This window comes from Dyella sp. RRB7 (genome assembly GCF_022761115.1).
In the GTDB taxonomy this organism is placed as follows: Bacteria; Pseudomonadota; Gammaproteobacteria; order Xanthomonadales; family Rhodanobacteraceae; genus Dyella.
In genome coordinates, this window is sequence record NZ_JAKWJS010000003.1 from 262,456 (window position 1) to 289,434 (window position 26,979).

General features: G+C 66.9%; 22 protein-coding genes and 1 pseudogene. 6 read left to right on the forward strand and 17 right to left on the reverse strand.

The genetic code is table 11. The features are described 5' to 3' along the window. Positions 1-33: 33 nt before the first annotated feature. From ispH to murJ, 5 genes are all read right to left on the reverse strand, one after another. On the reverse strand, positions 34-993 hold the full coding sequence (gene ispH / locus MJ606_RS10185) for a 4-hydroxy-3-methylbut-2-enyl diphosphate reductase (protein WP_243049407.1): 960 nt from the start codon (positions 991-993) through the stop codon (positions 34-36). Between the two features lie 78 nt (positions 994-1,071). Continuing rightward, positions 1,072-1,563, reverse strand: a complete 492-nt coding sequence (lspA, locus tag MJ606_RS10190) for a signal peptidase II (RefSeq protein ID WP_243049408.1) — start codon at positions 1,561-1,563, stop codon at positions 1,072-1,074. 139 nt (positions 1,564-1,702) lie between these two features. Further along, a complete protein-coding gene (ileS, locus tag MJ606_RS10195; protein ID WP_243049409.1) occupies positions 1,703-4,567 on the reverse strand; it encodes an isoleucine--tRNA ligase in 2,865 nt (954 codons plus the stop codon). A gap of 111 nt (positions 4,568-4,678) precedes the next feature. Next, entirely contained in the window at positions 4,679-5,632 is a 954-nt protein-coding gene (locus tag MJ606_RS10200) for a bifunctional riboflavin kinase/FAD synthetase (RefSeq protein WP_243049410.1), read from the reverse strand. A 150-nt stretch (positions 5,633-5,782) separates the two neighbouring features. Continuing rightward, on the reverse strand, positions 5,783-7,390 hold the full coding sequence (murJ, locus tag MJ606_RS10205) for a murein biosynthesis integral membrane protein MurJ (RefSeq protein ID WP_243049411.1): 1,608 nt from the start codon (positions 7,388-7,390) through the stop codon (positions 5,783-5,785). A gap of 265 nt (positions 7,391-7,655) precedes the next feature. Here murJ and rpsT point away from each other — a divergent pair, with 265 nt between their 5' ends. Then, positions 7,656-7,919: a 30S ribosomal protein S20 gene (gene rpsT / locus MJ606_RS10210; protein ID WP_038616506.1), complete on the forward strand. Its 264-nt coding sequence runs from the start codon at positions 7,656-7,658 to the stop codon at positions 7,917-7,919. 331 nt (positions 7,920-8,250) lie between these two features. Here rpsT and cgtA read toward each other — a convergent pair whose 3' ends face one another. From cgtA to MJ606_RS10230, 4 genes are all read right to left on the reverse strand, one after another. Then, positions 8,251-9,330: an Obg family GTPase CgtA gene (gene cgtA, locus MJ606_RS10215; RefSeq protein ID WP_243049412.1), complete on the reverse strand. Its 1,080-nt coding sequence runs from the start codon at positions 9,328-9,330 to the stop codon at positions 8,251-8,253. A gap of 155 nt (positions 9,331-9,485) precedes the next feature. Next, entirely contained in the window at positions 9,486-9,743 is a 258-nt protein-coding gene (gene rpmA / locus MJ606_RS10220; protein ID WP_019465502.1) for a 50S ribosomal protein L27, read from the reverse strand. 19 nt (positions 9,744-9,762) lie between these two features. Continuing rightward, positions 9,763-10,077 carry a 50S ribosomal protein L21 gene (gene rplU, locus MJ606_RS10225; protein ID WP_019465501.1) on the reverse strand — a complete coding sequence of 105 codons (315 nt, stop codon included), beginning with the start codon at positions 10,075-10,077 and terminating at the stop codon, positions 9,763-9,765. 137 nt (positions 10,078-10,214) lie between these two features. Next, positions 10,215-10,955, reverse strand: coding sequence for a DUF2059 domain-containing protein (locus MJ606_RS10230; protein WP_243049413.1), 741 nt, complete (start codon positions 10,953-10,955; stop codon positions 10,215-10,217). A gap of 182 nt (positions 10,956-11,137) precedes the next feature. On the opposite strand from MJ606_RS10230, the gene uvrA reads away from it, so the two are divergent. From uvrA to MJ606_RS10250, 4 genes are all read left to right on the forward strand, one after another. After that, the gene (uvrA, locus tag MJ606_RS10235; RefSeq protein WP_243049414.1) at positions 11,138-14,035 is read left to right on the forward strand and encodes an excinuclease ABC subunit UvrA; all 2,898 of its coding nucleotides are present in this window, start codon (positions 11,138-11,140) and stop codon (positions 14,033-14,035) included. Next, positions 14,032-14,520 (forward strand): thioesterase family protein, encoded by a 489-nt coding sequence (locus MJ606_RS10240; protein ID WP_243049415.1) that lies wholly within the window; start codon positions 14,032-14,034, stop codon positions 14,518-14,520. Before uvrA ends, MJ606_RS10240 begins: the two co-directional genes overlap by 4 nt. Before the next feature lie 104 nt (positions 14,521-14,624). Then, entirely contained in the window at positions 14,625-16,079 is a 1,455-nt protein-coding gene (locus MJ606_RS10245) for a DUF4139 domain-containing protein (protein WP_243049416.1), read from the forward strand. Positions 16,080-16,172: 93 nt separating this feature from the next. Further along, the gene (locus tag MJ606_RS10250; protein ID WP_243049417.1) at positions 16,173-16,928 is read left to right on the forward strand and encodes an enoyl-CoA hydratase/isomerase family protein; all 756 of its coding nucleotides are present in this window, start codon (positions 16,173-16,175) and stop codon (positions 16,926-16,928) included. 1 nt (position 16,929) lies between these two features. Here the strand turns inward: MJ606_RS10250 and MJ606_RS10255 are convergent, their stop codons facing one another. From MJ606_RS10255 to MJ606_RS10265, 3 genes and pseudogenes are all read right to left on the reverse strand, one after another. Beyond that, positions 16,930-17,799, reverse strand: coding sequence for a sulfurtransferase (locus MJ606_RS10255; protein WP_243049418.1), 870 nt, complete (start codon positions 17,797-17,799; stop codon positions 16,930-16,932). Next, positions 17,796-18,601 (reverse strand): annotated as a pseudogene (locus tag MJ606_RS10260) (CoA pyrophosphatase). Before MJ606_RS10260 ends, MJ606_RS10255 begins: the two are co-directional and overlap by 4 nt. A gap of 37 nt (positions 18,602-18,638) precedes the next feature. Then, positions 18,639-19,355, reverse strand: coding sequence for an FKBP-type peptidyl-prolyl cis-trans isomerase (locus MJ606_RS10265; protein ID WP_243049419.1), 717 nt, complete (start codon positions 19,353-19,355; stop codon positions 18,639-18,641). A 153-nt stretch (positions 19,356-19,508) separates the two neighbouring features. Here MJ606_RS10265 and MJ606_RS10270 point away from each other — a divergent pair, with 153 nt between their 5' ends. Further along, entirely contained in the window at positions 19,509-20,291 is a 783-nt protein-coding gene (locus MJ606_RS10270; RefSeq protein ID WP_243049420.1) for an enoyl-CoA hydratase-related protein, read from the forward strand. Between the two features lie 46 nt (positions 20,292-20,337). Here the strand turns inward: MJ606_RS10270 and MJ606_RS10275 are convergent, their stop codons facing one another. The 5 genes from MJ606_RS10275 to MJ606_RS10295 all read right to left on the reverse strand — a co-directional run bounded on the left by MJ606_RS10275 (position 20,338) and on the right by MJ606_RS10295 (position 26,969). After that, positions 20,338-21,249 carry a DUF1684 domain-containing protein gene (locus MJ606_RS10275; protein ID WP_243049421.1) on the reverse strand — a complete coding sequence of 304 codons (912 nt, stop codon included), beginning with the start codon at positions 21,247-21,249 and terminating at the stop codon, positions 20,338-20,340. Positions 21,250-21,322: 73 nt separating this feature from the next. Further along, complete coding sequence (gene mutL, locus MJ606_RS10280; protein ID WP_243049422.1) at positions 21,323-23,158, reverse strand: DNA mismatch repair endonuclease MutL; 1,836 nt, start codon at positions 23,156-23,158, stop codon at positions 21,323-21,325. Positions 23,159-23,246: 88 nt separating this feature from the next. Further along, positions 23,247-24,836, reverse strand: a complete 1,590-nt coding sequence (locus tag MJ606_RS10285; RefSeq protein ID WP_243049423.1) for an N-acetylmuramoyl-L-alanine amidase — start codon at positions 24,834-24,836, stop codon at positions 23,247-23,249. Positions 24,837-25,029: 193 nt separating this feature from the next. Next, positions 25,030-25,488 (reverse strand): tRNA (adenosine(37)-N6)-threonylcarbamoyltransferase complex ATPase subunit type 1 TsaE, encoded by a 459-nt coding sequence (gene tsaE, locus MJ606_RS10290; protein WP_243049424.1) that lies wholly within the window; start codon positions 25,486-25,488, stop codon positions 25,030-25,032. After that, complete coding sequence (locus tag MJ606_RS10295; RefSeq protein WP_243049425.1) at positions 25,485-26,969, reverse strand: NAD(P)H-hydrate dehydratase; 1,485 nt, start codon at positions 26,967-26,969, stop codon at positions 25,485-25,487. Before MJ606_RS10295 ends, tsaE begins: the two co-directional genes overlap by 4 nt. Positions 26,970-26,979: the final 10 nt, after the last annotated feature.

Genomic DNA, 26,979 nt, shown 5'->3' on the forward strand with positions numbered 1-26,979 from the left:
GGAGCTGAAGGAAGCCGTGCAAGACGTTGGCGATCACAGGCTCGCAGAAGTAATGCCGGCGATGCGCAGTTCCTTGGGCAACGCGAAGGTGATCGTCTCGGGCTCGCCGTCCAGCTCGCGTACCGCGCCAGCGCCCCACGACTGCAGGCGGGCGATGACGTCGCGCACCAGCTTCTCGGGTGCCGATGCGCCGGCGGTCAGGCCGATGCGGGTGACGCCATCGAGCCAGCTGCGTTCGATGTGTTCGGCGCCGTCGATCAGGTAGGAGCGCACGCCCTGCTTCTCCGCCAGCTCGCGCAGGCGGTTGGAGTTGGAGCTGTTGACCGAGCCGACCACCAGCATCAGGTCCACCGCATCGGCGAGGCGACGCACAGCGTCCTGGCGGTTCTGCGTGGCATAGCAGATATCGTCCTTGCGCGGCCCCTCGATGTCCGGGAATTTCTGGCGCAGCGCTTCGATGATCGCCTTGGTATCGTCCACCGACAATGTGGTCTGGGTGACGTAGGACAGCTGGTGCGGGAATTTCGGTTCGAGCGCCGCCACGCCTTCCACCGATTCGACCAGCAGGATCTCGCCGGTGTTGGCGCGGTTCCACTGGCCCATGGTGCCTTCGACTTCCGGATGCCCGGCATGGCCGATCAGCACCACGCTGCGGCCGATACGCCCCAGCCGCGCCACTTCCATATGTACCTTGGTGACCAGTGGACAGGTGGCGTCGAACACCTTGAGGCCGCGCTGGCCGGCCTCTTCGCGCACCGCCTTGGACACGCCATGGGCGCTGAAAATGAGCGTGGCACCATCGGGCACTTCGCTCAGTTCCTCGATGAAAACCGCGCCGGCCGCACGCAGCTTGTCCACCACGTAGCGGTTGTGCACCACTTCATGCCGCACATAGATCGGCGCGCCATACGATTCGAGCGCACGCTCGACGATGGCGATGGCGCGGTCTACACCGGCGCAGAATCCACGGGGATTGGCGAGCAGGATGTCCACAAAGGCTCCGGACCAGACAGGGGCGGCTGACAGGTCCGCATTATCGCATGGCCGCTGCGGCCGCACGTGACGAAGCGTTCAGGCCTTGGCCTTGCCCGCCAACAGGCCGAAGACGATCAGCAGCACCGCGCCCACCGTGATGCCGCAATCGGCCAGGTTGAACACCGGGTAGCTCCACTCCCGGTAGTACACCTGGATGAAATCGGTGACCTGCGCCGCGTGCAGACGGTCGATCAGGTTGCCCAGCGCGCCCCCCACGATCAGGCCCAGCGGCAACGCCGTGCGCCAGTCGCGACGTGCCGTGCGTGCCAGCCACACCACCAGTACCGCGCTGATCACCACGGCGAGCAGCACGAAGAACCAGCGCTGCCAGCCCTCGCTGCTGGCGAGGAAACTGAAGGCTGCGCCCCGGTTGAAGGCCAGCGTCCAGTTGAGCAACCCCGGTACTACCGGATGCGGCACGCCGGCCGGCTGCAGCGCGCTCAGGGCCCACCACTTGCTGAGCTGGTCGAGCACGATGACGGCTGCGGAAAGCCACAGCCAGGGAAGTGCGTTGGGCTTGGGGTTCATGCAGGACTCAAAGGGAAGTTACATTCGTAGGCGATGAGACTCCCTCCCCTGCTTGCGGGGGAGGGCTGGGGAGGGGGCAGGCACGCTCGTCCCCTCCCCACCTCGCCCCTGAAAACAGGGGGGATGAGCATGTAGCGCGTCAGAACCAGCGGCGATCTTCGCCCGGCCCTTCCACATTGCTGATGCAGCGATCGCACAACTCCGGATGCGCGGGATGCGTGCCCACGTCATCACGGCGATGCCAGCAGCGCACGCACTTGGCCGCGTCACTCACCGTGGCCGAGACCCAGACATCGGCGCCTTCCAGCTCGGTAAGCACCGCGTCGGCGGGCTGGCCACCGGCCAGGTCCAGGCGCAGGTCCGAGGTGATGAAGAAGAAGCGCAGCTCCGAGGCCGCCGGCGCATAGCGCGACACGATAGCCGGATCGGCATGGATCGCCAGCTTGGCTTCCAGCGAGGCGCCGATCTGCTCGCTCTTGCGCATGCCTTCGAGCACGCGCGAAGCGGTGTCGCGGATGGCCAGCAAATCGGACCAGTAGCGGCGCTGTTCCGGCGAACCCTGCGTGGCGGCCAGGCCCTCGTACCAGGTTTCGAACAGCACGCTCTCGCCACGCTGGCCCGGCAGGCTCCGCCAGATTTCCTCGGCGGTGAAGCTCAGCACCGGCGCCAGCCAGCGCACCAGCGCCTCGGCGATGCGGTACATCGCGCTCTGCGCGCTGCGGCGACCATGGCTGTCGGTCGGCATCGTGTAGAGACGATCCTTGGTGATGTCGAGGTACAGCGCACCCAGTTCGTTGGTGCAGAAGTTCTGCACGCGCTGCACGATCTCGGGGAAGTCGTAGCGGTCATACGCGGCCGTCACGGCCTGCTGCACGTCATAGGCTTGCTGCACGGCCCACTGGTCCAGCAGCAGGCTTTCTTCCACCGGCACCAGGTGCCTGGTGGGATCGAAACCATCGAGGTTGCCGAGCAGGAAGCGCGCGGTGTTGCGGATGCGACGATAGGTGTCGGACACGCGCTTGAGGATCTCGTCCGACAGCGACATCTCGTTGCGGTAGTCGGTCGAGCAGATCCACAGGCGCAGGATGTCCGCGCCCAGCGTCTTCATGATGTCCTGCGGCTCGATGCCGTTGCCCAGCGACTTGGACATCTTGCGGCCCTGCGCATCCACGGTGAAGCCGTGGGTGAGCACGTCCTGGTACGGCGCGCGCGCGAACATCGCCGCCGAGGTGAGCAAGGACGACTGGAACCAGCCGCGATGCTGGTCGGAGCCTTCCAGGTACATCACCTTGTAGCTGGATGCCTTGCCCTGCTGCAGCTCCGGGCGCTGGCCGACCACGGCGAAATGGCTCACGCCGGAATCGAACCACACGTCGAGCACGTCGAGGACTTTCTCGTAATCCTTGGCCTGGTCGCCCAGCAACTCGGCCGCATCGAGCGCGTACCACGCATCGATGCCGCCCTGCTCCATGCGCTTGGCCACCTGCTCCAGCAGCGCAACGCTGTCCGGATGCGGTTCCTGCGTGGCCTTGTGCACGAACAACGCGATCGGCACGCCCCAGGTACGCTGGCGCGAGATGCACCAGTCGGGACGGTCGCCCACCATGCCGGCAATGCGTTCCTCACCCCAGCCCGGCACCCAGCGTACCTGCTTGATCGCGTCGAGCGCGGTCTGGCGCAGGCCCTGCTGTTCCATGCTGATGAACCACTGCGGCGTGGTGCGGAAGATCACCGGCGTCTTGTGGCGCCAGCAATGCGGATAGCTGTGCTCGATCTTGGCGAAGGCCAGCAGCACGCCACGGCGGCGCAGCAGTTCGACGATGACGTCGTTGGCCTTCCACACGTGCAGACCGGCGATCACCGTACCGTCGAGCGCCGCCGGCGTATCCGCGCGGAAGGTGCCGCGGCTTTCGATGTAATTGAGCGTGTCGATGCCGTACTGGCGCGACACCACGAAATCTTCCACGCCATGGTCGGGCGAGGTGTGCACGGCGCCGGTGCCGTCTTCGGCGGAGACATGCTCGCCGAGCAGCACGGGCACTTCCCGCGGGTAGAACGGATGCTTCAGCAGCGTGTGCTCCAGCGCCTGGCCGGCGACCTGGCCGAGCACCTGCACGTCGTCGAGGCCGTAACGCTGCGCCACTTTCTCCACCAGCGCGGTGGCGACCACCAGCAGCACGCGCTGGCCATCGCGCGGCTTGGCCTCGATCAGCGCGTAGTCGAGATCGGCGCCCAGCGACACCGCCAGGCTTTCCGGCAGCGTCCACGGCGTGGTGGTCCAGATCGGGATGGCCACGACGGCGTCGCCCGCATCCACGCCGAACTTCCGCGCAAGCGCCTTGGGGTCCACGGCGTCATAGGCCACATCCACCGCCGGCGAGGACTTGTCGGCGTATTCGATCTCCGCCTCGGCCAGCGCCGAGCCGCAATCGAAGCACCAGTACACCGGCTTGGCGCCACGCACCACGTGGCCGTTGGCGACGATCTTGGCCAGCGCGCGCACCATGTCGGCTTCGTACTTGAAGTCCATGGTGCGGTACGGGTGTTCCCAGTCGCCGAGCACGCCCAGGCGCTTGAAGTCGGCGCGCTGCAGGTCGATCTGCTGCTGCGCGTACTCGCGGCATTTCTGGCGGAAGGCCGCGGCGTCGAGCTTGTCGCCCGCCTTGCCGAACTTCTTTTCCACCGCGATTTCGATCGGCAGGCCGTGGCAATCCCAACCCGGCACGTAGGGCGCGCGATAGCCGGCCAGCAGGCGCGACTTCACCACCACGTCCTTGAGCACCTTGTTGACCGCGTGGCCCAGGTGAATGGCGCCATTGGCATACGGCGGGCCATCGTGCAGCACGAACACCTTGTCGCGTCCGGCAGCATGCTGCTGGATCTGCTCATAGCGCCCGGCCTGCTGCCAATCGGCCAGCCACACGGGCTCGCGCTTGGGCAGGTCGCCACGCATCGGGAAATCCGTCTGCGGCAGGTTGATGGTGTTCTTGTAATCCTGGGTCATTGCCTGAGTGCCGTCGGGTGGTAGCTGGCGCGGCCCGGCCGCTGCCGTTGATGTTTCGGTGCACGCCGCCCGGGCTGGGCGGAAACGCGAACGTTACCGGATTTGCGCCGGCTACGCCTCGCTCAGGCGAGGATTCATGCCCAGCACCTCGCGCGCCTGGCGCGCATCGAGCGCCATCTGCGCCTTCAATGCCTCCAGGCCGTCGAATTTCTGCTCGTCGCGCAACTTGGCCACGAACTCCACCGCCATGCGCTGGCCGTAGAGATCGCCATCGAAATCGAACAGGTGGACTTCCAGCAGCGGCTCGGCCACCTCGTTGACGGTCGGCCGACTGCCAAGGCTGGCCACGCCGGGCCAACTGCATTCGCCCTCGCCCAACCCCACGCGCACGGCAAAAATGCCATGCACCGGGCTGGTACGGTCACGCAGGTGGATATTGGCGGTGGGATAGCCCAGCGTGCGGCCCAGCTGATGGCCGTACTCCACCTTGCCCTCGATCACGAACGGACGGCCAAGCAGCGGCGCCGCCCCGGCGAATTCCCCCGCCCCCAGCAGCATGCGGACCCGCGTGGCGGAGACGCGGGCGCCATCGAGCAGCACCGCGGGCATGGTGCGGGCCACGAAACCGTTCGCCGCACCCATCGCCTCCAGCAGGGCGACATCGCCGCCACGCTTGTGGCCGAAGCGGAAGTCGCCGCCCACCCACACCTCGCGCGCGGCCAGCCGATCCACCAGCACGCGGCGCACGAAATCCTCGGCGGACATCGCGGTCAGCGCGCGATTGAAGCGCAGCAGCAGCACTTCCCGCATGCCGGCCGCATCGAAGCCGCGCAGCTTCTCGCGCACGCTGGACAGGCGCGGCACCGGCTCCGGCGAAAAATAGGCCCGCGGCAACGGCTCGAAGCTCACCGCCACCGGCGTCAGCCCAAGTTCGTCCGCTCGCTCACGCACCTGCGCCAGCAAGGCCTGGTGACCCCGATGCAAGCCATCGAACGCACCAACGGCCACTACGCTGCCGCCGGGAGCCAGACAGGTGCCGGCGACATCCCTGGAAAGTCTCATCATCCGCCGATTATAGCGGCTGGAGACTGGCAACCTGCGTTCTGCAGGCCCCGCGAAAGCGGCGATCCAGTGACTTCCCGCCAAATCACAAGACCAAGGCACTGGCCCCCCCGCTTTCGCGGGGATGACGCGTAGGGCGCGCCCGGATTGACGTCAAACGCCCCGCAACTCGCTCAGCCGGAAGCCCGCCGCAAACAGCGTCACCACATAGGCGCCACCACCGGCCGCCACCAGCACGGCCAGATGCCAGACGCGGGTCCACTTCGGCGCCTCGGTCCAGTCCGGCCACAGCCACATGCCCAGCAGCAACACGGCGACCATCACCGCGCAGGCCAGCACCAGTCGCAGCATATGGCGCGCCCAGCCCGGCTGGCGCTGATACACGCCCGCCTGCCGCAACCAGCGCCAGAGCAGGCCCAGATTGATATAGCTGGCGATGGCGCTGGCCATGCCCAGCGCCATGTGCAGGCCCGGCACAGCGGCCACGCCATCCAGCCACGGCAGCTGCTTCTGCGCCGGCGTGGCCCACAAGCCAAACAGCAAGGCCACGAACAGCACGTTGAGCCCCATGTTGGCCACCAGCGAGGCCACGCCGGCACGCACCGGCGTCTTGGTGTCCTGGCGCGCGTAGAACGCGGGCAGCGCTACCTTGACCAGCGCGAACGCCGGCAGGCCGAAACTCAACGCGGTGATCGACAGCGTCGCCATGCGCGTGTCGAACGGGGTGAACTGGCCGTGCTGGAACAGCGTCGCCACCAGCGGCTTGGCCAGCAGCATCAGCGCGAACATCGCCGGCACCGCGATCAGCAAGGTGATGCGCAAGCCCCAGTCCAGCGCCTTGGAGAAACCGTCCCGATCGGTGGTGACGTGATGGCGCGACAGCGACGGCAGGATCACCGTGCCCAGCGCCACGCCGAACAGGCCCAGCGGCAGTTCCAGGAAACGGTCGGCCTGCGACAACCAGCTCTGCGACCCGGTCATCAGGTAGGCCGCGATCACCGTGTCCAGCAGCAGGTTGATCTGCGCGATCGAGGAGCCGAACAGAGTCGGCACCATCAGCTTGAGGATGCGGCGCACGTCCGGATGGCTCCAGCCCCAACGCGGCAAGGTCAGCAGATCCAGCCCGCGCAACGATGGCATCTGGAACAGCAGCTGCAGGATGCCCGCCACCAGGATCGCCCAGCCCATCGCCATGATCGGCGGATTCAGATGGCGCGACAGCCACAGCGCGCCCCCGATCATGCACAGGTTGAGGATCACCGGCGTCAGCGCCGGCAGCGCGAAGCGATGGAAGCTATTGAGCGCACCGCCGGAAAGTGCGGTCAGCGATACAAACAAAAGGAATGGAAACGTAAGGCGCAGCAGCTGGGTCGTAAGCGCGAACTTCTCCGGCGTATCTGCCGCCCCCTGCGAAAACAAGGAAGCCACCTGGGGCGCGAAGATCACGCCCAGCGCGGTGATCACCAGCAGCACGCCACCCAGCGTGCCCGATACGCGGGACATCAGCTGCTTGAGGTCCTCATGGCTGCGCTTTTCCTTCACCTCGGTGAACACCGGCACGAAGGCGGTGGAGAACGAGCCTTCCGCGAACAGCCGGCGCATGAAGTTGGGAATGCGAAACGCCACCCAGAACGCGTCCGTCGCCGCATTGGCGCCGAACACCGCATTGATGGACATGTCCCGGACCAGACCGAGTACGCGCGAAATCATGGTCATGCTGCTGAACGACAGCAGCCCACGGAACATGCTGGGAGACTTCATGCCTCTGACGACGCCTATGCTTGAGTGGATACCGGCCGCGTCGAAACCGACTCCCCGCCCGGAAAGGCGCATAGTGTGACAGCGGTTGTGGGCGAGATCACGACGCAAACGTGGCATAATGCAGCCCGCCTGCCCCACCCCGACGCCCTACCGATGGCGCCACACCGGGCGGAGCACCTTGACAAACGGCTAAGCTGTTGACGCTGCGGCGCATTGGCCGCATAATTGCCGTCTTTTTCCAACCCAGCAATTCCGGAGTTCTACCTTGGCCAACATCAAGTCCGCGAAGAAGCGCGCGCGCCAGTCCGAGCAGCGCCGCCTGCGCAACGTCAGCGCCCGTTCCATGGTGCGCACCGCCCTCAAGAAGGTCGTCAAGGCCATCGAGAACAAGGACAAGGCTGCCGCCGTCGAGGCTTTTGCCGCCGCGCAGCCCGTCATGGATCGTTACGCCGCCCGCGGCCTGATCCACAAGAACAAGGCCGCTCGCCACAAGAGCCGCCTCAACGCGAAGATCCGCGAGCTGGCGTAAGCCAGGTTTACGCGACAATCGGGTTGGCGAAAAAGCCGGCGCAAGCCGGCTTTTTTGTGTTGGATGAAGAGCGAGGCCGGCGCAAGCCGGCTTTTTTGTGTTGGATGAAGAGCGGGGCCGGCGCAAGCCGGCTTTTTTGTGTGCGCGCGAAACTTGGGCCCACAACCGTCATTCCGGCGAAAGCCGGAATCCAGCGACTTAAACCCGTCGATTAGGCTGCAGACCCGCGCCTCCAAAGGCACTGGATGCCGGCTTTCGCCGGAATGACGGCAAAAAAGAAGGCGACCCGGGGCCGCCTTGCTTTCGTCATGCGACACCCGCGACCGCGGCGTTACTCCGCCGCGCCATCCCCACGCCGCCGCACATCCCCCGGCAGCATGTCGTCGCGCTCCTCGCGCGCCATATGCTCCGCCTCGAGGAAGCGCCACACCTGCTGGCATACCGGCATGGTGTTCTCGCGGGCGATGGCTGAGACCAGGAACCACGGCTGGGTCCAGCCCAGGCGCGCGACGATGTCCTCGGCCACGGCCTGGCGCTCATCCTCGGGCAGCACGTCCGCCTTGTTCAGCACCAGCCAGCGCGGGCGCTCCAGCAACTCGGGATCGAACTTGGCCAGCTCCTGTTCGATCGCATGCACCTGCTCGACCGGATCGGCGCCATCGATGGGCGCGATGTCGACCACGTGCAACAGCAGGCGCGTGCGCGACACATGGCGCAGGAACTGGATGCCCAGGCCGGCGCCATCGGCCGCCCCCTCGATCAGGCCGGGAATATCGGCAATCACGAAGCTCTGGTCCGTGCCCAGGCTGACCACGCCCAGGTTGGGGTGCAGCGTGGTGAACGGATAGTCGGCCACGCGCGGCGTGGCCGCGGACACGGCGCGGATGAAGGTGGACTTGCCGGCATTGGGGAAGCCCAGCAGGCCCACGTCGGCCAGCAACTTCAGCTCCATCTTCAGCTCGCGCACGTCGCCCGGCGTGCCCGGCGTGGACTTGCGCGGCGCACGGTTCACCGAGCTCTTGAAGTGGATATTGCCCAGGCCGCCCTTGCCGCCCTGCGCCACCAGCAGGCGCTGGCCGTGCTGGGTGAGGTCGCCGATGATCTCGTCGGTATCGACATTGGTCACCACGGTGCCGACCGGCACGCGGATGAAGGTGTCTTCGCCGCCCTTGCCGTACATCTGGCTGCCCATGCCGTTCTGGCCGCGCTCGGCCTTGAACGAACGCTGGTGGCGGAAGTCGATCAGCGTATTGAGGCCTTCGTCGGCCACCAGCCACACCGAGCCGCCGCTGCCGCCGTCGCCGCCGTCCGGGCCGCCAAAGGGAATGAATTTTTCGCGACGGAAGCTGATGCAACCGTTGCCGCCGTCACCGGCCTGGACCTTGATGATGGCTTCGTCGACAAATTTCATGGGGAGATCCAGGGGTGATGAACGGGAAGCGGGCGCAGCTCAGTGCATCATAAGGGATTACCGGACCGGCTTATTTCCGCCCCAACCCCTGGCCCTCTCTCAGAAAAAACAAAGGCCCCGCCAAGGCGGGGCCTTCGCTGCAGCATCGCCGGGAATTAACCCTTGACGACGCTGACGAACTTGCGGTTGTTCTCGCCGCGCGTCTTGAACTCGACGGTACCGTCGACCAGCGCGAACAGCGTGTGGTCACGGCCCAGGCCCACGCCGGTGCCGGCATGGAACTTGGTACCGCGCTGACGCACGATGATGTTGCCGGCTTCGATGGCCTGGCCACCGTACACCTTGACGCCGAGGTACTTCGGGTTCGAATCGCGACCGTTGCGGCTGGAACCTACGCCTTTTTTATGTGCCATGACTCAATGCTCCAGTTGCTCAGGCGTTGATGCCCGTGATCTCGACTTCGGTGAAATGCTGACGATGTCCCTGCTGCTTCTTGTGGTGCTTGCGGCGGCGGAACTTGATGATGCGGACCTTGTCGGCACGGCCGTGCTTGCGCACGGTGGCGCTGACGGTGGCACCGGCCACGGTGGGCGCACCGACGGTGATCGACTCACCGGCACCGACCAGCAGGACCTGGTCGAAGGTGAAGGCGGCGCCTTCTTCGGCGTTCAGCAACTCCACGCGCAGGACGTCGCCCTGCTGAACGCGGTACTGCTTGCCGCCGGTCTTGATGACTGCGTAACTCATGGGATTATCCCTTCTGTCGTTATTCTCTTGGGCTCGCCAGGCGAAAAGCGGCACTGGCGAACTGCGGAGTATAGCGAGGCCGGCTGGCGGTGGTCAATTACTGACCACCCATCGCGAGACAGCCGCCGGACAGCCGGTCATTGACCGTTCTGGGCCGGCGTGGCCGTGGCGCCAGCGGCGGCCTTGGCGGGAGCCTTGGTCGCTGGCTTGGCTTCGGCCTTGGCCGGTGCCTTGGAGGGCGTGGCGGCCTTCTTTACGGGTGCCTTGGTGGTCTTCTTGGCCGGCGCCTTGGGCTTGGTCTTCGCTGGCGCCTTCGAGGCGGCCTTGGCCGGCGCCTCTTCCGCGTCGTCGTCCGTGGCCTTCAGCGCCACGCCACCGGCAAGGGCGGCCGCGCCGATGCCGGCACTAGCGGTGGCGATCTTGGCCGGACAGCGGCCATTGGCGTCCAGGCTGCCCATCTGCTTGAGTTCTGAGATCATCTGCGCGCTGCGCTCATGGCTCCACTGCTGGCCCGCCTGATTGGCCTCGGCCATGGTGGTGGGCATCTCGTTGATGACCTTCTGGCCCAGCGGCGAACGATAGAACTTGAGCAGGCCATCCAGCTCGTCAGCGGTGAAGTGGTGCTGATAGACCGGCACCAGCCGGCCGATGAACAGCTGGGTCTGGCTGGCGTCCATGTAGTTCTGCCAGAAGTCGGGCGACACGCAGGGCATCGACTGCTGCAGGGTGGTGACCGCCTGGGTGTTCATCTGGGCCAGCATCTTGCCCACGCCGACCACATCCATCAGCTGGCGCACCTGTTCCTCGCTGGCCGGAGCCGCCGTCGCCATCGCCTGGCCGCCGGCCATTGCAAGCGCCACCGCGGCGCCCCATTTCATCCACTTGACCATCCGCACTCTCTATATCGCTGCGTCGGCCGGAAGCCGGCCAAAGATCCTATTAAGCCATAGTCGGCGCCGCCTTCCCTGAAGATGGCCGACAGGCAGCCACGCAGCCAATAACTAACCTGGTTAGTTTGATATAGTGCAGTTTTTCCCCCTCTCCACCCCACCCGGGCGACATGGACACCATTCGCATACGCGGCGCGCGCACGCACAACCTCAAGAACATCGACCTGGATCTGCCTCGTGACCGGCTGATCGTGATCACCGGCCTGTCCGGCTCCGGCAAGTCGTCGCTGGCGTTCGACACTATCTATGCCGAAGGCCAGCGCCGGTACGTCGAGTCGCTGTCGGCCTACGCCAGGCAATTTCTCTCGATGATGGAAAAGCCGGACGTGGACCACATCGAGGGTCTGTCACCGGCCATTTCCATCGAGCAGAAATCCACCTCGCACAACCCGCGCTCCACCGTGGGCACGATTACCGAGGTGTATGACTACCTGCGCCTGCTCTACGCCCGCGTAGGCACACCGCGCTGCCCCGACCACGGCATTCCGCTGGAAGCGCAGACGGTGAGCCAGATGGTGGACAGCACGCTGGCACTGGACCCGGACAAGCGCTACATGCTGCTGGCCCCGGTGATCCGCGAGCGCAAGGGCGAGCATGTACAGGTGTTCGACCAGCTGCGCGCGCAGGGTTTCGTGCGCGCCCGCGTCGATGGCGCCGTGTACGACCTGGATGCGGTGCCCCCGCTCACCCTGCGCCAGAAGCACACCATCGAGGTGGTGATCGACCGCTTCCGTCCGCGCGACGACATCAAGCAGCGGCTGGCCGAGTCGTTCGAGACGGCGCTGCGGCTGGGCGACGGCCTGGTGATCCTGGCCGACATGGACGATCCGTCGGCCAAGGAACAGCTGTTCTCCTCGCGCTATTCCTGCCCGGTGTGCGACTACTCGCTGCCGGAACTGGAACCGCGCCTGTTCTCGTTCAACTCGCCGGTGGGCGCCTGCCCGTCGTGCGATGGCCTGGGCGTGACGCAGGTGTTCGACGCCTCGCGCGTGGTCGCCCATCCGGAGCTGTCGCTGGCCAATGGCGCGGTGCGTGGCTGGGATCGCCGCAATGCGCATTACTTCCAGCTGATCCTGTCGCTGGCCGCGCACTACGGCATCGATGTCGACACCCCGTGGCAGAAACTGCCCGCCGGCGTGCAAACGGCCATCCTGCATGGCAGCGGCAAGGAAAAGATCGCCTTCCGCTACATCACCGAGCGCGGCGGCCGCGTCACCCGCGAGCATGCGTTCGAAGGCATCCTGCCGAACATGGAGCGGCGCTACAAGGAAACCGAATCGCCCGCCGTGCGCGAGGAGCTGGCCAAGTACATCAGCGACCAGCCCTGCCCCGAATGCCACGGCCAGCGCCTCAACCGTTCGGCGCGCAACGTGTTCGTGGCCGACCACGCGCTGCCCACGCTGACCGCGCGCTCGATCGACGACGCGCTGGCGTTCTTCGAGAAGCTCACGCTTACCGGCTGGCGCGGCGAGATCGCGGTGAAGATCATCAAGGAGATCCGCGAGCGCCTCACCTTCCTCAACGACGTGGGCCTCAACTACCTGACGCTGGATCGCCAGGCCGATTCGCTGTCCGGCGGCGAGGCGCAGCGCATCCGCCTCGCCTCGCAGATCGGCGCGGGCCTGGTCGGCGTGATGTACGTGCTCGACGAACCCTCCATCGGCCTGCACCAGCGCGACAACGAGCGCCTGCTGGGCACGCTGACGCGCCTGCGCGACCTGGGCAACACGGTGATCGTGGTCGAGCACGACGAAGACGCCATCCGCATGGCCGATCACGTGCTCGACATCGGCCCGGGTGCCGGCGTGCACGGCGGCGAGGTAGTGGCGCAGGGCACGCTGAAAGACGTACTCGCCTCGCCGCGCTCGGTCACCGGCCAGTTCCTGTCCGGCAAGCGCGGCATCAAGGTGCCCACCGAGCGTCGCCAGCAGCTCGACGCCGATTCGTGGCTGCACCTCAAGGGCGCCAGCGGCAACAATCTGAAGAACGTCGACCTGGCGATTCCCGCCGGCCTGTTCACCTGTGTCACCGGCGTCTCGGGCTCGGGCAAGTCCACGCTGGTCAACGACACCTTGTTCCGCCTCGCCGCCGCCGAGTTGAACGGCGCCAGCGCGCAGCCCGCGCCCTACCAGAGCATCGAGGGGCTGGAGCTGTTCGACAAGGTGGTAGACATCGACCAGTCGCCGATCGGTCGCACGCCGCGTTCCAACCCGGCCACCTATACCGGCCTGTTCACGCCGCTGCGCGAACTGTTCGCGCAAGTGCCCGAGGCGCGCGCACGTGGCTATACGCCGGGCCGCTTCAGCTTCAACGTGCGTGGCGGCCGCTGCGAGGCGTGCGAAGGCGACGGCATGATCAAGGTGGAGATGCACTTCCTGCCGGACGTGTACGTGCCCTGCGATGTCTGCCACGGCAAGCGCTACAACCGCGAAACGCTGGAAGTGCATTACAAGGGCCACACCATCGCCGACGTGCTCGACATGACCGTGGAAGACGCGTTTAAGCTGTTCGAGAACGTGCCGACCATCGCGCGCAAACTGGAAACATTGCGCGCGGTGGGCCTGGACTACATCAAGCTCGGCCAGAGCGCGACCACGCTCTCGGGTGGCGAAGCGCAGCGCGTGAAGCTGTCCAAGGAGCTGTCCAAGCGCGATACCGGCCGCACGCTGTACATTCTCGACGAACCCACCACCGGCCTGCACTTCCACGACATCGAGCAGTTGCTCGACGTGCTGCATCAGCTGGTGGACCAGGGCAACACGGTGGTGGTGATCGAGCATAATCTCGACGTGATCAAGACCGCCGACTGGCTGGTCGATCTCGGCCCGGAAGGCGGCGCCGGCGGTGGCCGCATCCTGGTGTCGGGTACGCCGGAGACGGTGGCTTCCACGCCGGGCTCGCATACCGGACACTTCCTTGCCCCGCATCTGGACATGAAGCCGGCCAAGCCCGCCAAGGTCGAGAGCAATGGCAAGAGCAAACCCGCATTACGGAAGAAGACGGCATGAGTTCCAGCGATACGGCGCCCGCGAAACGCAAGCGTGCCGGGCACACCGAGGCAACGGACAGCACCCCGGCCACCGCGGCATCGGCCACGCGGCTTTACGTCGCGCCCATCACCGTGCGCTGGCGCGACCTGGACGCGTTCAACCACGTCAACAACGCCAACTACCTCACCTATCTGGAGGAGGCGCGGCTGCAGTGGCTGCGGCATGTGCCGGGCTGGTTCGACGAGCATTCGATGCCGGTACTCGCCGCCAGCGAGATCAATTACCGCCGGCCGATCGAATGGCCCGCCGAACTGCATGTCGAGCTGTCTTGCGAACGGCTGGGCAACAGCTCCATCACCCTTGCCCACCGCATCCTCGACGCCGCTGACGGCGAGCGCCTGTACAGCGATGGACGCGTGGTGATGGTGTGGATGAACCCCGCCACCGGCAAGACGGTACCGCTGCCACAGTCGATCCGCGACGCGGCGGAAGGCGCTGCTTGAACGGCGGCGCCGGCATTCGGGGTTAACCCGTTCGACGCGACGGATGTCGTAGCTTCACGCGACATCCGTAACATGCACGGCGACCACCCGAAAGGAGTTCGACCGTGAGCAAGCTTCCCCTGTGCCCCCTCGCCTTTGCCATCGCCGCCAGCGTCGCCACGGCGGCGACGGCAGCGAGCGCGCCCACCAGCCTTACCCTCTACCGCAGTGACGATGCCGCCCTGTTCAGCGCCGCCGACAACGGCAGCGTGCAGGCGGGCTATGCGGTGGCGCGCGAGCCGCGCCAGCTGCAGCTCAAGGCCGGCCTGCAGGACATCAGCCTCGGCGGACTGCCGCAATACCTGGACGCCGAAGCACTGGCACTAAGCGTCGAAGGCGGCGCCGCCAAGGTGGTTTCCCAGCGCCTGCGCCTGGGACAAGGCCAGAACGCCGCGCTCGGCAGCCTGATCGGCCAGCCGGTGGACGTACTGGCCACCAGCGGACAACCACTCGCCAGCGGCACTCTGCTGCGCGCCGGCGACGGCCTGCTGGTGCAGGATGCCTCGGGGCGCAGCAGCCTTATCCGCGAGTTCGCCGCCGTGCGCGCGCAGGGCAGCTTCCAGACCGGCTCCAGCCTGGAACTGCGCGTCGACGCCAGCCATGCCGGCACCGCCAGCGCCATCCTGAGCTATCCCACTGGCGGCCTGGGCTGGCGCGCCGCCTATGTCGGCACCCTGCAGCCGGGCAACAGCTGCAAGCTGCAATTCGAATCGCGCGCCAGCATCGCCAATCGCAGCGGCCGCGACTGGTCTGGCGTGCAGCTGACCCTGGTGGCGGGCGAGCCCCAGTTCGCCAAGCCCTCCGCACCGCGCCCGATGGCGGCGTACGCGGCGCGCGCGAAGGTGGACAGCGCCGAGTTGCCCGAGCAGTCCTCGCTCGCCGATTACCGCACCTACGCCTTGCCCGCTCCGGTCGACCTCCCCGATGGCAGCGTGAGCCAGGTGCCGCTGTACGCGACGCGCACGCTCGACTGCGAACGCACCGCGCTCTACGAGAACGCCGGTGGCTGGGTACCACCCCAGCCGATGATCAACCGTGATTACGCGGCGGGCGGCAACAGCGCCATCGTGAGCACGCTGCAACTGCGTGCGTTCGACAGCCTCCCCACCGGCTATCTGCGCGTGCTGGCGGCCGACCGCCAGGGCACGCCGCAATTCATCGGCGAAGGCCGCATCAACGACACGCCCAAGGGCAGCGACGCGCACATCACGCTCGGCACGGCATTCGACTTGCGCGGCGAGCGTGAGCGCACCGCCTTCAACGTGGACAAGGCCGGCCGCACGCTCGACGAAGCCTTCCGCATCACGCTGACCAATGCCGGCGACAGCGCGCGCACGATCACCATCCGCGAACATCCCTCGCGCTGGCGCCAGTGGACGCTGGCATCGTCCAGCCTCAAGCCCAGCCAGCAGACCACCGACACGCTGGAGTTCCAGGTGAACGTGCCTGCCGGCGGCAAGGCCACGCTGGATTACGCCGTGCATTATCAGTGGACCGCGGAACAGCAGCCCCAGGACTGAGCAGCGCATAGGCGGCGAGGGAAAACAGCGGCCCGCAGCCGGGTTTGCTACTCTCGCCGCTCTCTTCTCATCCTCCAGCTCACGGGCCTGCCCATGCTCAACGTCATCACGCACGACGCCATCACCGAGATCAACCTGGCGCGTCCGCCGGTCAATGCACTGAACATCGACCTGCTGCGCGCCATCCGCGATGCCGTCGATGGCGCGCTTGCCGCCGGTGCGCGCGGCCTGGTGCTGTCGGGCGCCCCGGGCCTGTTCTCCGCAGGCGTGGACGTGCCGTCCCTGCTGGGCCGCGACCGCGATGGCGTGCGCGAGTTCTGGCGCGAATTCTTCCTCACCGGCTCGAAACTGGCCACCTCGCCGGTGCCCATCGTCGCCGCCATCACCGGCCACAGCCCGGCGGGCGGCGCGGTGCTGTCGCTGTTCTGCGACTACCGCGTGATGGCGGAAGGCCCGTTCCGCATCGGTCTCAACGAAGTGCAGGTGGGCCTGGTGGTGCCGGAGTCGATCCAGCTCGCGCTGCGCCGCATCGTGGGCCCCTATCGCGCCGAACGCCTGATGGTGGCCGGCGCGATGGTGGAATCAGCCGAGGCGCTGGCCTATGGCCTGGTGGACGAGCTCACCGGCGTGGAACAGGTCGTCACGCGCTCCATCCATTGGCTGCAGGGCATGCTGGCCCTGCCCTCCAACGCGATGCTGACCACGCGCGCCATCGCGCGAGCCGACCTTACCAGCGCATGGGCACACCCGGAGACGTTGCCGATCGACCAGTTCATCGACGCCTACTTCCACCCGGAAACCCAGGCGGTGCTGCAGCAGCTGGTGGCGCGCCTCAAGAAGAAGGACTGAGTCAGCCCTTGGCCACGGGGCGGCCCGGGGCACTGACCCAGCCGCTCCACGAGGGCGCATACAGCCGCGAGCCCGCCAGCCCGGCGTGCTCCATCGCCAGCAGGTTGTGGCACGCGGTCACGCCGGAGCCGCACATGTGCACCACGTCCTGCGGCGCATGCGTGCCGAGCAGTTCGAGGAACTCCCGGCGCAATACATCGGCAGGCTTGAAGCGGCCATCCACGCCCAGGTTGTCGGAAAACGGCCGGTTCAACGCGCCCGGCACATGGCCGCCCACGCGATCGATCGGCTCCACCTCACCGCGATAGCGCGGCGCCGCGCGGGCGTCGAGCAACACCCGCTGCGGCACACCCAGCAACTGGGCGTGATCCAACAGATACTTCGTGGCATCGAAATGCAGCGTCACCTTGCTGGGCGTACGGACCACCTCGCCTGAGGCTACCGGCAATCCCGCCGCCAACCAGGCGGGATAACCACCATCCAGCACGGCGGCTTCACGCACGCCCGCCAGACGCAGCAGCCACCACAACCGCGCGGCAGCGAGCGAACCGCCAGCGGCGTCGTAACACACCAGTTGCAGGCCGGGCCGCCAACCCCAGCGAGACAAAACCTCGGAAAACGCCGTCTCCAGCGGCAATGGATGCCGACCCAGCCCTTCGGCCTGTCGCGAGAGATCGGAGAGGTCGCGGTCGAGGCTGGCGTATACCGCGCCGGGAATATGTCCCTCGCGATAATCGCGCTCGCCCTTGGCGACATCCCGTTGGCCGTTGCCCGGCGCCATCAATTCAAAGCGACAATCGACGATAAGCACGGCGTCCACCGGCAACGCTGCCAGTTCATCGACCTCGATCAGCGTGGTCTTGAGGGTCATGTGCGCCCCAGCCTCTGCAGCAGATTGAACACCATGGCGGCGGTGGCGCCCCAGATGCGATGGCCGCCGTGCACGAACTCCACCATGTCGCGGCGATGCCCGCGGAACTCCATGGTGTAGCGACGCAGGTTGGCCGGATCAAGGAAGAACGACAGCGGCACTTCGAACACCTCGGCCACTTCGGCCGGCGCCGGGTACAGTCGCGCCTCCGGGTCGATGCGCGCCACCACCGGGGTAATGCAGTAGCCGCTCACGGTCTCGAAACGGTCGAGGAAACCCAGCGGCGTCACCAGCTTGCGCGCCAGTCCGATCTCCTCTTCGCTCTCGCGCAGCGCGGTAGCGACCGCGTCGGCGTCATCCGGATCGGTACGCCCGCCCGGAAACGCCACCTGGCCCGCGTGGTCCTGCAGGTGATCGGTACGCACGGTCAGCACCAGGCGCGGCTGTACGCCCTCGCGCAGGCCGACCAGCACCGCCGCCGGGCGCCGGGGCACGTTGCCCAGCAGCTCCGCCATGTCTTTGTGGTTCCAGCCTGCGCCGGTCGGCGGCGACGACAGCGGCAGCAAGGCGGAGCCAAGCTCGGTGAGCACTTCACCCATCACGGAAGCTTGCGCGCAGGAAGCACATCGCGCATGACGCGAAGACGCTCGCCGTCATCCATGCCGCGCCAGCGGGCAATCTCATCGCCGGTGCGCAGGCAACCGATACAGTAACCACGCGCATCGAGCCGGCAGATACCGATGCAGGGCGAAAGGGCGACAGGAGGCGTTGGGACAGGATCGTTGGGCATGAGCCCCATCATGCTAGCCGATTCCCTGCCGCTCGGCAGCGGTACTGCATCAAGGCTGGCGGACGTCGAGCAACTCGATTTCGAACACCAGCGCCTCGTTGGGCCCGATGCGTGGCAGCGCCCCATGCGCGCCATAGGCGAGCTGGGGCGGAATCACCACCTTCCAGCGGTCACCCACGTGCATGCGGGGAATCACGTCCTGCCAGCCGGGAATCACCTTGTCGACCTCGAAGTGCACCGGCGCACCACGCGCCCAGGTACTGTCGAACTCGGTGCCATCCACCAGCATGCCGCGGTAATTGACCGTGACCATGCTGGTGACGGTCGGGCTGCTCTGGCCATCGCCCTTCTTGATCACCGCATACTGGATGCCCGACGGCAGCTGGATCACGCCCGGCTGCTGCCGATTGCGGTCCATGTAGTCGGCGCTCTTGCGCGCGTTGGCCTCGGCGATGCGCTTGAACTCCGCCATAGCGGCGGAGTGCATCTGCTGGTCGAGCCGCTGCAGCTGGTCATGCATGTCCTGCATGGACACCGAAGGACGCTTCTTGGCATAGGCGTCCTGGATCGCCCGCTGCAGCGTGGGGATATCGATATCCGGATCGCCGTTGGCGAACTGGCTGCCGATCTGATAGCCGATGGCATAGGACAGCTTGGCCTTGTCGAGCTTGCCCGATGCGGCATCCGGCGATGCGGCGCCGTCCTGCGCATGCACTGACGCACCCCACAGCAAGATGCCCAGAGCCAGCCAACGCAGTTGTGCCATGCCTATCTCCATTGAAACCGGTACTCCACCATCGTAAGCGGTCCGGGCCCGTCGTGCAGCGAACACCGGACAACCCGGCATCCCAGCTGAGAACGCCAGGGGCCGCAAAGGTTCCCGCTGCTACCATGTGCGTTTTGTTGCCGGAGTGAAGTCATGGCCTATCGGAACCTGGAAATCACCCATCGCGGCGCGGTGCGCACGATCACCGTCAACCGCCCGGACAAGCTCAATGCGCTCAATCGCGACACGATCAATGAACTCACCCTGGCCTTCAACCAGGCCGCGCAGGATGACGACGTCCGCGTGGTCGTGCTGACCGGCGCGGGCGAAAAAGCTTTCGTGGCGGGCGCCGATATCTCGGAGATGAACGGATACACACCGGTGCAGGCGCAGGGCTTCTCGCGGGCCGGCCAGCAACTGATGAGCCGGGTCGAACGCCTGGGCAAGCCGGTGATCGCCCGCATCCAGGGCTTCGCACTCGGCGGTGGCATGGAGCTGGCCATGTGCTGCCATCTGCGCGTGGCCAGCGAGAAGGCGAAATTCGGCCAGCCGGAAATCAACCTCGGGCTGGTCCCGGGCTTCGGCGGCACCCAGCGCCTGCTGCGGCTGGCCGGCCGCGGCGCCGCGCTGGAGCTGTGCCTGACCGGCGCCCCCATCAGCGCCCAGCGCGCCTATGAGCTGGGCGTGGTGACCCGCGTGGTGGCGCCCGAGGTGCTGGACGAGGCGGTGAATGCGCTAGCCGACCAGTTGGCCGTAGCGGCGCCGCTGGCGGCGGCCGGCATCCTGGACGCCGTGTTGCAGGGCGGCGAAGCATCCATCGACCAGGGCCTGGAGTTCGAGACCCAGGCGTTCGCCCTTGCCTTCTCCACCGAAGACATGCGTGAGGGTACCAGCGCGTTCCTGGAGAAGCGCAAGGCAACCTTCAAGGGGCGCTAAGAGCAAGAGCCGCGTGCTTGATTTTGATCGCGGCCAGACGCCGCGATCAGTGCCCGCCCCGATATTTTTTCTCGCCCGCGGTGACCGCCAGATCCAGCCGGTTCTCCGGCGGCGCCAGCGGGCAGGTGGCATACGGGGTGAATGCGCAGGGCGGGTTGTAGGCGCGATTGAAATCCAGCACCACCTTGCCGTCCTTGGGCAGCTCGGCATACAGGAAACGGGCCGCGCCGTAGGTTTCATGGCCCGAGGTGCGATCGGCGATCACGAAGAACAGCGAGTCCGGTTCTTCCTGGATCGGCATCAGTTCATAGGTGTGGCCATCGCGATGGAACACCGCCTTGCCCGGCACCTTCTCCTTGTTGATCGTGCCCAGCACCGAGCCGATTTCCAGCTCGTGCGGCGGATCGAACGGCACCCAGTCGGCCACGATGCGCCATGACGGGTCCGCCGGGTAGTAATCCAGGCCGAGGAAGTGCGTGCGCGTCTGGGCGTTGCTGTCCTTCACGCGCAGCGCCTTGCGGCCGTCGCGGTCGATGACGAAGAAGTTCGCCGAACCGAAGGCCACCGTGGTAGGCGTACCCTCGCCGGCATGCGCATCGTCAAGCAGGGTGGCCTCAGTCACCGCCTTGCCATCGACGGTAGCGCCGCTGTTCTTGTCCAGCACGAGGTGCAGCGCGCCGTCCTTGGACAAGGTCACCACACCCAGGTGCGCCGGGCCGACCTTCAGCACGATGTCGTTGTCGGCGGCGCTGCCAATGCGATTGGCGCCATCCTTCAGCCATTCCAGGCCGACCAGGCTCAGCCAGCCGTTGGGCGCGGTGAGATTCGCCAGGCGCTTGTGCTGCCACTGCTGGTTCTGCTGGGAAAAATCGGCCGCCGTAGCGGTGTTGGTGGTCTGGGCGTGCACGGCGGCAACTCCAAAGCTCAAGGCGATAGCAAGAACGGTGGTACGCAACATGGCAGGCCCCGTCGGAATCGAAGTCCGAGTATGGACGTCCATTTGCCGGCATGGCAAGCGCGGCAGGGAATACTCAACGACCGCGCATGAACAACCTGTCCAGCTCCGGCAGGCTCAGTTGCGTCCAGGTGGGGCGGCCGTGGTTGCACTGGCCGGAGCGCTCGGTGGCTTCCATCTCGCGCAACAGGGCGTTCATTTCCGGAAGGGTGAGGCGACGGCCGGCGCGCACCGAGCCGTGACAGGCCATGGTGGAAAGCAGTTCGTTCTCCAGCTCCTGCAGGCGCCGCGAACTGCCGTGCTGGGCCAGCTCGGCCAGCACGTCGCGACACAGCTGCGCGACATCCGCGCCTTCCAGCAGGGCCGGAATACGCCGCACCACCACGCCCGAAGGGCCACTGCGCGACAGCTCCAGCCCCCACTCGGCCAGAGCCTCGGCATGCTCTTCGGCGGCGGCGGCCTCCTTCGCACTCACCGCCAGGCTCAACGGCACCAGCAGCATCTGCGAACGCAGGTTGCTGCAGGCGCGGCCGGCCTTGAGCTTCTCGTAGGTGATGCGCTCATGCGCCGCGTGCATGTCCACCAGGATCAGGCCATGCGCATTCTCGGCCAGGATGTAGATGCTCTTGAGCTGCGCGATGGCGAAGCCCAGCGGGGGCGCCTCATCGTCTGCCACCTCGGGCATGGGCGTGTTCGCCGCAAGCGCCAGCGACGCCGGATTCGCCACGGGCTCACCCAACAAGGCGGCATAGCCCGCCAGCGGCTCATCGCGCACGCCAAGGCTGAGCCGGCTCTGGCTGAAGGCATTGGGCCACGCCGGCGCGGCGGCGGGCGCCGCGGCATACGCCACGCCATGGGACGACAGCGCTGCCGTGTTCACCGGCTCGGCAACGGACAGGCCCACCTGCCCCGCTCGCGTCTGCGCCAACGCCTCATGCAGGGTGCGGAACAGGAAATCGTGCACCAGGCGCTGCTCGCGGAAGCGCACTTCGTGCTTGGCCGGATGCACGTTGACGTCCACGCCGGCCGGATCGAGTTCCAGATAAAGCACGAATGCCGGGTGACGCCCGTGGAACAGCACGTCGGCATAGGCCTGGCGCACCGCATGCGCCACCACGCGGTCGCGCACCAGGCGGCCGTTGACGTAGAAATACTGCGAGTCGGCCTGCGATCGCGACGCCGTGGGCAACCCTACCCAACCGGACAGATGCAAGCCCGCCGCCGCATGATCGATGCGCAGGCTTTGCGTGGGGAAATCCTCCCCCAGCACTTCGGCCACGCGCTGCAGGGCGGCGCTTTCGTCCCGCGCCGCCTTGAGGATGCGCACGGGCTTGCCGTTGTGGCTCAGGCGGAACTCGACCGATCCGCGCGCCAGCGCCAACGACTTGAGCAGGTCGTCGATATGCGCGAATTCGGTGCGTTCGGCGCGGAGGAACTTGCGTCGGGCCGGCACGTTGTAGAACAGGTCGCGCACTTCCACGCTGCTGCCCTGCGGATGCTGGGCGGGTCGGGCCGCCTGCACCTTGCCGCCATCCACTTCGATGCGGAACGCGGTGTCATGTCCCTGTGCACGGGAAGTCAGCGCAAAGCGCGCCACCGACGATACCGACGCCAGCGCCTCGCCGCGAAAGCCCATGCTGGCGACATGTTCAAGATCATCAAAGCTGCCGATCTTGCTGGTGGCATGCGAGGCCACGGCCAGCTTGAGTTCGTCCGGCACGATGCCGCAGCCGTCGTCGCGTACGCGGATCAGGCGCGCGCCACCTTGTTCGATATCCACCTCGATACGGGTGGCGCCGGCATCGAGGCTGTTCTCGACCAGTTCCTTGACCACCGACGACGGCCGTTCGATGACTTCGCCGGCGGCAATCTGGTTGATGAGTTCGGGGGGGAGAGGGCGGATCACAGGCATCGGCAAAGCTTAGAGCCTGGGCCGGCCGGACGAAAGTAAAAGCGCCGCCTCCAGGGCAGCGCTTCGGTCCAGAAGCCTGGGAGACGTGTCAGCCGGCAGGGATGGTGAGCATCATGCCCACCCGCACGCTGCTGTCGCTGTCGATGCGGTTGGCGCTCTTCAGGGCATTGACGCTGACGCCATACTGGCGCGCGATGCTGCGCAGGCTTTCGCCCTGCTCCACGCGGTGCAGGTCGCGCACCCCGTCATCGGCACGTGCCGAACTGTCGCCGCCATTGGACGAAGCGGAGGAAGCCATGGCCTGGGCCACCGCCTTGTTCGCCGCCGAGGCCGTTTCATCACCCGAGTCGCGAACCGACGCGATCACCGTGCCGTTGCGGCGTGCCGCCTGCGCGGCGAACCAGCTGCCCGGCGGGGGCGTGGCTTCGAAGTAGCTCTTGACGCCCGTCATCACCGCCTCGGCGAGATGCGCCTGGTGGCTGGGGTCGCGCAGCTTGCGCTCCTCGTCCGGGTTACTGATGAAGGCCGTCTCGACCAGGATCGAGGGCACGTCCGGCGAGCGCAGTACCACGAAGTTCGCCCGCTCCACGTAACCACGGTGGGTCGGACCCAGGCTGCCCAGTGCCTTGAGCACGTTGCCGGCCACCGATTCGCTGGCCTGCATCGAATAGCCCTGTTGCAGGTCGAGCAGCACGGCGGCCAGGCCGTCGTTCTTGTCATCCAGGGTGACGCCGCCGATCAGGTCGGCGCGGTTTTCACCATCGGCCAGCCAGCGCGCCGCCATGCTGGTCTTGCCGCGCGGCGACAGCACCCATACCGACGAACCCTTGGCGTCGCCATTGATGAAGGCGTCGGCGTGGATCGAAACGAACAGGTCGGCGGCGTTGTTGCGGGCGATCTGGTAACGCTGGGCGAGCGGAATGAAGAAGTCCGCATTGCGCGTCAGCACCGCCCGCATGCCGGGCTGCTGGTTGATCTGGTCGGCCAGCTGCTTGGCCACGGCCAGGGTGACGTTCTTCTCCAGCGTGCCGCCGGGGCCATGCGCACCCGGGTCTTCGCCGCCATGGCCGGCATCGATGGCGATCACCACCTTGCGCTCGCCATTGAGCATGGCCGCGGCCGCCCGGGTGGAGGCCATGCCGCTCTGGGTCGGCTTCAGGCTGGACTTGCCCGATGAATGTGGCGGTACCGGCGCCGGCACCGGGAGCGAGGCGGATGCCACCACGGGCGCCGCGCTGCTGTCGTCCGAATCCGGCGAAGCGGACTTGGAGCTGACCACCCCATTGCCCGGATACAGATCGAGCACGAGCCGGTAGCCGTAGTCGGCCTGCGGCTTGAGCAGGAAGCTCTTGACGTTGCTGGAAGGGGCGACCTTGGCGGTCAGCCGCACGTTGTTGCCCTGGCGGGCGCCGCTCAGGCCCTTGTACAGGCCCTGGGCGGACGGCGAGCTGAAGTTGCTGCTGATCGAACTGTCGTTGACGTCGACCGTGAGCTGGTCGCCGTCCTGCGCGACCTTGTAGGTCACCGGGCCGGAGACATCCAGCACCACGCGGGTGTATTCGGGCCCCGCCCAGACGCGCGCGGCCTTCACGTCCGCGGCATGCGAGGCGCAGAAAGGCGCCAGGGCCAGCAAGGCCACGGCGGCGAACCGAGCAGGATGCGTCCTATATCCCTTCATGGGCGGAATTGAAGCCCAGGACTTTGCTGAATGCAAGCGGTTTTTCCCTTGAATATCCATAACCTGCATGGGATTTGTCAGGCAACCTCCAGCTATCGGCCGCAAGCCACGCAAACTGAAGGCCTCTCAGCTCGCCATGAGCGGGAGAAAAATCTCAGCAAGTACCGATACTTAGAGAAAACGGGCGGTCTTTTCAGCCTAGCCGGGACAGCGTCCGTGCGCCCCGCTCGGTGCGCGACTCCAGCGCCGCGTGACGCCCGGTCCCCGCGTAGGCCAGGTGCACGATGACGTCCGCGGCGGGCAAGGCACCGACGCCCCGCTCGGGCCATTCCACCAACACCAGCGCGGCAGGATCGGACAACGCATCCAGGCCAAGCCATTCCAGCTCACCCGGGTCGGCGATGCGGTAGAGGTCCAAATGCCAGGCTGGCCGACCGTGGGCGCGGTAGGACTCGACCAGGCTGTAGGTGGGGCTTTTGATGCGCTCGCCCACCCCCACGGCGCCCAGCAGGGCGCGCGCGAAACTGGTCTTGCCGGCGCCCAGGTCACCATGCAGATAAATCACCAGCCCCTCGTCCAGCACGCCGGCCAGGCGGGTGGCCAGCGCGGCGGTCGCCGCTTCGTCGGCAAGCTCCCACTGATGTGCCGTCATGCGGCCTGTCCGTTGAGCAACTGTCGCAGGGGCTCCAGCAAATCGCTGGCGAGCAGGCCGCGCTCGCCACCGTGGCGGGCGGCGGCGTCGCCCGCACGCGCATGCAGGGCGACACCGAGGCAGGCCGCCTGCCAGGCATCGCAACCCTGCGCCAGCAGGGCCGCCACGATGCCGGTGAGCAGGTCGCCCATGCCGCCCGACGCCATGCCGGGATTGCCCCACGGGCAAACCGCCACGCGCCCTGCCGGGTCAGCCACCAGGCTGCCGGCGCCCTTGAGCACCACTACCGCGCCAAAATGACGCGCCAGCTCGCGTACCGCGCCGAAGCGATCGGCGCCAATCGCATCCGTGCCGCAGCCGAGCAGCCGCGCCGCCTCACCGGGATGCGGGGTGAGCACCACCGGGCCGGCCAGATGGCGGGGCTCGCTTGCCAGCAGATTCAGTCCATCGGCATCGAGCACCATCGGCAGGCCTGCCTCCAGCGCCGTCAGCCACAGCGCATGGCCCCAGGCGCCCTGCCCCAGCCCCGGGCCTACCGCCAGCACGGTGGCACGCTTCAGAAGCGGCGCCAGCGCCTGCGGTCCGTTCACCTCGTGCGCCATCAACTCCGGGCGGGCCGCATTGAGGGCCACGAGGTGCTCGGCGCGGGTCGCCACGCTGACCAGGCCGGCGCCGCCGCGCAGGGCCGCCTCGCCGCAAAGACGTATGGCCCCGGCGGTGCCATGTTCGCCACCGATCGCCAGCACATGGCCGTTATCGTTCTTGTAGGCCTGACGGGGACGCGGCGGCAGGGTCTGCACCTGCATCAACCCGGCATCGGCCTGCGTGCCCTGCCAAAGCGCCTCCGGCAAGCCCAGCGATTCCCATTGCACCCGCCCGACGTAGCCCGGCGCTTGTCCGGTGTAGAGCCCGCGCTTGGCCGCGATAAAGGTCACCGTGATATCGGCCTGGATCGCCTCGCCCGGCACGTTGCCGGTATCGGCATTGACGCCGGAAGGCACGTCGAGCGCCAGGATCGGCACCCCCATGGCGTGTATCCGCCGCACCAGCTGTGCCACCTCGGGCGCCAGCGCGCGCTGCAGCCCGGTGCCGAACAGGGCATCCACCTGCACATCCGTCGCGGGCAGTTCGAGCTCATCGCGCCAGGGATGCACCGTACCACCGCCCTGCTCGAATGCCTGCCGCGCACGCACCGCATCATCGCCACGGCTTTCGCCCAACGCGATTACCTCGGCATGCAAACCGGCCTCGCGCGCGAGCGCCGCCAGCAGAAAACCATCGCCGCCGTTGTTGCCCGGGCCGCAATACACGGCCACGCGCCGCGCCCGCGGCCATTGCTGCCGCAGGCAGATCAGCGCGGCCGCGGCGGCGCGCTGCATCAACTCATAGCCGGGAATACCCAGCGTATCGATGGCACGGCGGTCGAGCGCGCGCACCTGTTCAACGGTATAGAGCTCGTGACGATGGGCGCGGGTAGTCATGGGCGAATTA

What these genes read in the sequence shown, in the direction of transcription:
- uvrA (WP_243049414.1), top strand. Translation starts at nt 11,138, where the DNA reads ATGGACACCATTCGCATACGCGGCGCGCGCACGCACAACCTCAAGAAC.
- MJ606_RS10285 (WP_243049423.1), bottom strand. Translation starts at nt 24,836, where the DNA reads ATGAAGGGATATAGGACGCATCCTGCTCGGTTCGCCGCCGTGGCCTTG.
- MJ606_RS10255 (WP_243049418.1), bottom strand. Translation starts at nt 17,799, where the DNA reads ATGACCCTCAAGACCACGCTGATCGAGGTCGATGAACTGGCAGCGTTG.
- MJ606_RS10230 (WP_243049413.1), bottom strand. Translation starts at nt 10,955, where the DNA reads ATGAAATGGGGCGCCGCGGTGGCGCTTGCAATGGCCGGCGGCCAGGCG.
- MJ606_RS10265 (WP_243049419.1), bottom strand. Translation starts at nt 19,355, where the DNA reads ATGGCACAACTGCGTTGGCTGGCTCTGGGCATCTTGCTGTGGGGTGCG.
- rpmA (WP_019465502.1), bottom strand. Translation starts at nt 9,743, where the DNA reads ATGGCACATAAAAAAGGCGTAGGTTCCAGCCGCAACGGTCGCGATTCG.
- cgtA (WP_243049412.1), bottom strand. Translation starts at nt 9,330, where the DNA reads ATGAAATTTGTCGACGAAGCCATCATCAAGGTCCAGGCCGGTGACGGC.
- MJ606_RS10200 (WP_243049410.1), bottom strand. Translation starts at nt 5,632, where the DNA reads ATGATGAGACTTTCCAGGGATGTCGCCGGCACCTGTCTGGCTCCCGGC.
- lspA (WP_243049408.1), bottom strand. Translation starts at nt 1,563, where the DNA reads ATGAACCCCAAGCCCAACGCACTTCCCTGGCTGTGGCTTTCCGCAGCC.
- tsaE (WP_243049424.1), bottom strand. Translation starts at nt 25,488, where the DNA reads ATGACGGCACATCAGTGGGAGCTTGCCGACGAAGCGGCGACCGCCGCG.
- mutL (WP_243049422.1), bottom strand. Translation starts at nt 23,158, where the DNA reads ATGCCTGTGATCCGCCCTCTCCCCCCCGAACTCATCAACCAGATTGCC.
- rplU (WP_019465501.1), bottom strand. Translation starts at nt 10,077, where the DNA reads ATGAGTTACGCAGTCATCAAGACCGGCGGCAAGCAGTACCGCGTTCAG.
- MJ606_RS10295 (WP_243049425.1), bottom strand. Translation starts at nt 26,969, where the DNA reads ATGACTACCCGCGCCCATCGTCACGAGCTCTATACCGTTGAACAGGTG.
- MJ606_RS10275 (WP_243049421.1), bottom strand. Translation starts at nt 21,249, where the DNA reads ATGTTGCGTACCACCGTTCTTGCTATCGCCTTGAGCTTTGGAGTTGCC.
- murJ (WP_243049411.1), bottom strand. Translation starts at nt 7,390, where the DNA reads ATGAAGTCTCCCAGCATGTTCCGTGGGCTGCTGTCGTTCAGCAGCATG.
- ileS (WP_243049409.1), bottom strand. Translation starts at nt 4,567, where the DNA reads ATGACCCAGGATTACAAGAACACCATCAACCTGCCGCAGACGGATTTC.
- MJ606_RS10240 (WP_243049415.1), top strand. Translation starts at nt 14,032, where the DNA reads ATGAGTTCCAGCGATACGGCGCCCGCGAAACGCAAGCGTGCCGGGCAC.
- MJ606_RS10270 (WP_243049420.1), top strand. Translation starts at nt 19,509, where the DNA reads ATGGCCTATCGGAACCTGGAAATCACCCATCGCGGCGCGGTGCGCACG.
- MJ606_RS10250 (WP_243049417.1), top strand. Translation starts at nt 16,173, where the DNA reads ATGCTCAACGTCATCACGCACGACGCCATCACCGAGATCAACCTGGCG.